This window comes from Wolbachia endosymbiont of Tuta absoluta (genome assembly GCF_059414725.1).
Genome location: NZ_JBNRJY010000369.1, coordinates 1 through 5,229, shown reverse-complemented (window position 1 = coordinate 5,229; position 5,229 = coordinate 1). Strand labels below are relative to the sequence as shown.

The following is a 5,229-nucleotide window of genomic DNA, read 5'->3' as shown; positions in this document are numbered from 1 at the left end:
ACTTTCTTATTATATCAAGTTTAGTTTCATAGTCTGCTTGATTAAGCTCTCTCAGAGGAAAAACTTTCTACACTGTTTGTGATAAAATCTAATTCTCTCTGTAGACTCTTTTCATCGATAGCTTCTTCCCTTTGATCGATCACCTGCTTCTTTAAATGCATTATGCAAGCGTTTTGATATATCGCTAGAAGGTAGAGAGTTACACGGAGCATTAGTTGATGCTCAATTGCTTGCAAAGGTCTATGTTGAGCTTACAGGAGGATTGCAAACCTTTTTATTTAATAATGAATGTGCTCAGGACAATAACTCTACGTTTATTCAACATAAAGTGCGTAATTTAGCTCGCAGAGAACATTCACCAAGTATTAAAGAAATTGATGAGCATAAGAAATTGTTAGATAAAATTAACAACCCACTTTGGAAGGAATATATTGAATCAATCAACTAATCAATATATGATTTAACTTTATTGGAAACGCTTTAATGATAAAGTTTATAAGGTTATTGTCTAGTTTGCTAATAACAGTAGCAGCTATCTTCTTAGGTTATTGTTATTTTACTAAGCAAGGCATATTTGTTTCACAAAATACAGAAATTAAAATAGGTGGGGATTTTTCTTTGATTAACCAAAACGGGCAAATAGTACGCAGTAGTGATTTCAAAGATAAGTATATGATGATTTTTTTTGGATTTTCCTCATGTAAAAGAATTTGCCCTATGAACCTTGGAATAATTTCAGAAACACTTGCAAAGTTAGACGAGAAAACTGACAACAAGCTACAAACATTTTTTATCACAGTTGATCCTGAGCGCGATAATACAGAAAGGCTTAAAGAATTTCAGCAGCAATTTGACCATAGAATACAAATGCTCACTGGTGAAAGACAAAAAATAGATGAAGTAGTTGCAAAGTATAAAGTATATGCAAGTAAAGTAGATGGAGAAGAGGAAATTAACCATTCTTCAATGATATACCTTATTAGCCCTGAAGGAAAATATGTCACACACTTTGTAGCTGATTTAAATTCAGATGAAAGTCAATCTGATAAGATTCTGGCTGAGATAAAAAAATATGTAAGCTGAACTAAAGAGCTTAGCTTACTTTAAATTTATGCTAACAGCTATTTTGATTAAACTAAGTCGTTTTTTTAATTTTTTCTAGGATCAACTCAGCAGCTTTTTGTTCAGCAATTTTCTTACTAGGAGCGCATGCAGAAACTTTGTCATAACTCTCTATGCAAACTGATATAGTAAATTCAGGATTGTGTGCTGGTCCAGTTTGTTTTACAAGCTCATACTTCGGTAAAGGTAATTTATTTCTCTGAGTCCATTCTTGCAGTGAAGTTTTAGGATCTTGAGGAGGATCGAGGATGTCCTTAGCTAGCTTTTCCCAATGTCGGATAATAAATTTCTCAACACTCTCAAGTCCGCCGTCAATATAAATTGCACCTATTAGTGCTTCAAGCGAATTTTCTAAATTTTTTAAGTTACATTTTCCTCCGTTACAACGTTCACTATTATTCATGATAATAAAGTTACCTAACTCTATTTCTTTAGCAACATTAGCAATGGTACTGCCACAAACTAAATCCGTTTTTCTTTTTGCCAATGCTCCTTCTTTTTCTTCAGGAAACATTTTAAACAGCATAACAGACACAACCATATTCAAAACACTATCGCCCAAAAACTCTAGCCTTTCGTAGCTTACAACCTGGTCTTCGCTATTTCTCTTATTTACGCTTGGGTGAGTTAATGCCTCTTCTAATATTGCATAATCTGTAAATTTGTAATTAATAACTTTAGATATTGTATCGTTCAAAACTCTCATATTAATCATTCAATAGAAAAGCACTCTCTATCATACCTCTACACTAAAAAGTTAGCTCTACTTTACTAAAACAATATCAATAACTTCCAAAATTAATGTATACAACCCACTGCTTCAGTAATGTTACTAAATCCATCTCTTTTTACCAATTCTGCAAGCTCCAGATTGATTTTGTTCACAACTTGATGCCCCTGGTATACAAGAGCAGTGTACAGTTGTACTAAAGAGGCTCCTGCCTTTATTTTTTCATATGCATCAACACCACTTGAAATTCCTCCGCATCCTATCAATAGAATTCTGCTTTTAGTAAGCTTGTACATGTCACTCAATAACTCGGTTGAAAGTTGAAATAATGGCCTGCCGCTCAACCCACCACTCTCATTATAGTAAGAATCTCGACTTATCGTAGTGTTGCTTACTATTAAGCCGTCAATTTTATATTCTAGTGTAAGCTCAGCGATATTTTCTTTTGTTTGCTGATCTATATCTGGAGAAATTTTTAATATTATCGGTATGGATTCAGAGCTATCGATTGATTTCCGGGTTAGAGTGATAGATTTCAACAATTTGGATAATTCTTGTTTATTGTGCAAATCGCGCAAGTTAGGTGTGTTTGGGGATGAGATGTTCAGTACTATATAATTGCTCTTTCCATATACTATCTTTATTAAGTCAACATAATCGCTGATTTGGTCCTTTGATGTACTGTTTCTTCCTATATTTATACCAAAAATACAATTACCAAGTTTAGTTTCACTTATCTGTTTAAGAAAATAGTCTACTCCTTTATTATTAAATCCCAATCTATTAATTATTCCTTCATCTTTAATTAATCGAAAAATTCTCGGTTTTTTGTTTCCATATTGGGGATGTTTAGTTACAGTACCAGCCTCAATAAATCCAAAACCAAATGAGAGCATCGGCTTTACAACTTCCGCATTTTTATCAAAACCTGCAGCAAGACCTACAGGACTCCTAATTTTATCACCAAAAAAGTTTACATTTAAAGACTTAGGTAGTTCTATAGGTTTCCTACAGGGCATCTTTTTTAACGCCGTTATTACCAAGGAGTGAGCGATTTCAGGCGGCAGTAAAAACAATAAATTACGTAATATCATTTTGTAAAACACTTTGCTTATTTTTAGTTTATTTTTTACCATGCAACAAGAATAACTTAGAAAGCTTGAGGTTTATCAAAATAGTAAGTATATAGTTTCTATGGGTAGTAAAAACTAATTTTTCTGAAGGGAAACCAGAACTTGATCAGTATTTTCATCTACTAATTCGAGGTAGCCAAATTTGTTAATTTGAGATTTTATTAGTATAGGAATCTTATTTCGATTTAAATAAAATCCCTGTTTTGATTGTTTATTAATCCGCAACCTTACATCCCCATTTTTCCAAGCAAGCATCTTATTTATTCCAGATTTTTCTTTACAATTATCTTCATTTACAAATCCTAAGTATTCATCTTCTGAAGAAGATATTGCAATCTCGCATATTCTATACCCTACCCAATTCCCTAGATATGGATCAGTATCGTCTTTTTCGTGAAGCTTGAACTCTCCTTTGACATATTCCCATGGAGCTTTTGCATCACCTACCTTTTTTAGAAAGAGTACGTCCTGATCAAAGTTTATAATGGTCCTTGTATGAAATGTTGTTAAGCTTGTGTCCCATAATAGTTTTTCTGTGATGCTAAAATGCTCTTTATCCTTTTGCATATTTTGAAATGATACGATTATCACATCTGCTCCAACTTCTCTTCCATAGTTAACATATTGACTAGCACGCCCATGTTTGGCTGTGAATGATGACTTACCTATTAACAGAAAGTCATTAAATAACGCATTATATATAGTCTGTGCACTGTAAGCTGTACCGACGTAAACCGGCTGTTTGTTGGATGAAGGGTACTTTTCTGGTGCAAGATGAGTATACGAGCTCTTTAATAAATAGTGAAAAGTGCAACTGGTAAGCAAGAAGGGCAAACCAATCAATAATAAAACTTCTGTTAATCTCTTTGGCATTTTACTGCTTATATTTTGAATATAGTATCTTATTTTTTTAAATATTTCATTAAAAGCCACACTTCTTGTTAAAATTTGAGAAGAAAAAACGATCTAATTGGAGTAAGAGGCCGGGACCGGAATTGAACCGGTATAAAAGGATTTGCAGTCCTCCGCATAAGCCATTCTGCCACCCAGCCGTTTTTTATGCGTAGATATTAATTATATCTTTTAGCATAGATAAAGCATCCTCTTTTTTTCTTTGAAAAGTGTTGCGCCCGATAATTGAACCATTACCACCACCTTGCTTAATTTCTTTTGCCTCATTGTATATATCATCCACTGACTTTGACTCACCACCAGAGAAAACTACTATTCTTTTTCCTGCAAAGCAAGACTTTTTAATATATTCAATTCTTTTAGATAATGATTCAATATTTTCTATTTTTTCTCTTTCCAGATGATTGGTTGGAAGTTTTACTTTTATTATGTTGGCACCGAGCAAAGCCGCTATATGCGCAGCATAGGCAATCACATCAACTGCTGTTTCACCTTCTTTGGAAACCCCTTCACCACGTGGATAAGACCATAGCACTACAACAAGGCCACAAGATTTAGCCTCAGCTATAATTTTGCGAGCTTCTTCCATCATATCAAAACACTTAGCAGAACCAGGATATATAGTAAACCCAACAGCCATGCAGCCCAAACGCAGCGCATCTTTTACAGAGGCAGTTATTGCTTGATCTGAAGTTAAGCTTTTTGAGTGCAAAGAGTTAGCGCTATTAAGCTTCAAAATAAGTGGTAGCATTCCAGCATAAGTTGAAGCACCAGCTTCGATCATACCAAGCGGAGCAGCGTATGCACTTACTCCTGAATCAACTGCAAGCTGAAAATGATAATGTGGATCGTAAGCATCAGGGTTAACTTCAAAACTTTTTATTGGTCCGTGCTCAAATCCCTGGTCTACAGGGAGAATTACTAACTTGCCAGTTCCACCAAGTTTCCCATGCATAAGAATGCGAGTAAGATTCGCTTTTACTCCAGGGTTTTCACTTTCGTAGTAACTTAGGATTTGTTTTACTTCTTCACTCATTAATATCTTCAAATTTACTCAAAGTGTAGCAAAAACTATAGTTGAAGCAAAGACCTTTTTATGCTCTTGTTCCTACGCCTATATTTAAAGGTGTAACTTTAGGATCGATCGGAAAGTCAGAAAAAATATAAGGTCGTTAACCCTTGCTTCAGTTGGGCCAGGACAACATCGTAAATGTTCACAGACGTGTAAAAACACGTCTGTGAACATTTACGATGTTGTTAAAAGAAATGAGGACTAAACCGAAATCTAGGTGACACGTTCACTGGTAAGTCGTTTAGTGTACGTTGGCATAC

The 5,229-nt window shown here is 34.5% G+C and carries 5 protein-coding genes, 1 tRNA gene and 1 pseudogene; 2 read left to right on the top strand and 5 right to left on the bottom strand.

From position 1 onward, the window contains the following. Positions 1-130 precede the first annotated feature (130 nt). Both ACJ5GX_RS03945 and ACJ5GX_RS03940 read left to right on the top strand, forming a co-directional pair. A pseudogene (locus tag ACJ5GX_RS03945) lies at positions 131-448 on the top strand (3'-5' exonuclease family protein); the annotation flags it as partial. Positions 449-483: 35 nt separating this feature from the next. Then, positions 484-1,083: an SCO family protein gene (locus ACJ5GX_RS03940; protein WP_007302464.1), complete on the top strand. Its 600-nt coding sequence runs from the start codon at positions 484-486 to the stop codon at positions 1,081-1,083. Between the two features lie 52 nt (positions 1,084-1,135). Here ACJ5GX_RS03940 and rnc read toward each other — a convergent pair whose 3' ends face one another. The 5 genes from rnc to ACJ5GX_RS03915 form a co-directional block, all read right to left on the bottom strand. Further along, the gene (gene rnc / locus ACJ5GX_RS03935) at positions 1,136-1,828 is read right to left on the bottom strand and encodes a ribonuclease III (RefSeq protein WP_012481989.1); all 693 of its coding nucleotides are present in this window, start codon (positions 1,826-1,828) and stop codon (positions 1,136-1,138) included. A 92-nt stretch (positions 1,829-1,920) separates the two neighbouring features. Then, positions 1,921-2,988 (bottom strand): quinone-dependent dihydroorotate dehydrogenase, encoded by a 1,068-nt coding sequence (locus ACJ5GX_RS03930; protein ID WP_052264761.1) that lies wholly within the window; start codon positions 2,986-2,988, stop codon positions 1,921-1,923. Between the two features lie 72 nt (positions 2,989-3,060). Next, entirely contained in the window at positions 3,061-3,918 is an 858-nt protein-coding gene (locus tag ACJ5GX_RS03925) for a hypothetical protein (protein ID WP_495292724.1), read from the bottom strand. A 47-nt stretch (positions 3,919-3,965) separates the two neighbouring features. Next, positions 3,966-4,037, bottom strand: a tRNA-Cys gene (locus tag ACJ5GX_RS03920). A 5-nt stretch (positions 4,038-4,042) separates the two neighbouring features. After that, positions 4,043-4,933, bottom strand: a complete 891-nt coding sequence (locus ACJ5GX_RS03915) for a class I fructose-bisphosphate aldolase (RefSeq protein ID WP_007302460.1) — start codon at positions 4,931-4,933, stop codon at positions 4,043-4,045. Positions 4,934-5,229 lie beyond the last annotated feature (296 nt).

Coding starts and splice junctions, on each gene's coding strand:
- ACJ5GX_RS03940 (WP_007302464.1), top strand. CDS start 484: ATGATAAAGTTTATAAGGTTATTGTCTAGTTTGCTAATAACAGTAGCA.
- ACJ5GX_RS03930 (WP_052264761.1), bottom strand. CDS start 2,988: ATGGTAAAAAATAAACTAAAAATAAGCAAAGTGTTTTACAAAATGATA.
- rnc (WP_012481989.1), bottom strand. CDS start 1,828: ATGAGAGTTTTGAACGATACAATATCTAAAGTTATTAATTACAAATTT.
- ACJ5GX_RS03915 (WP_007302460.1), bottom strand. CDS start 4,933: ATGAGTGAAGAAGTAAAACAAATCCTAAGTTACTACGAAAGTGAAAAC.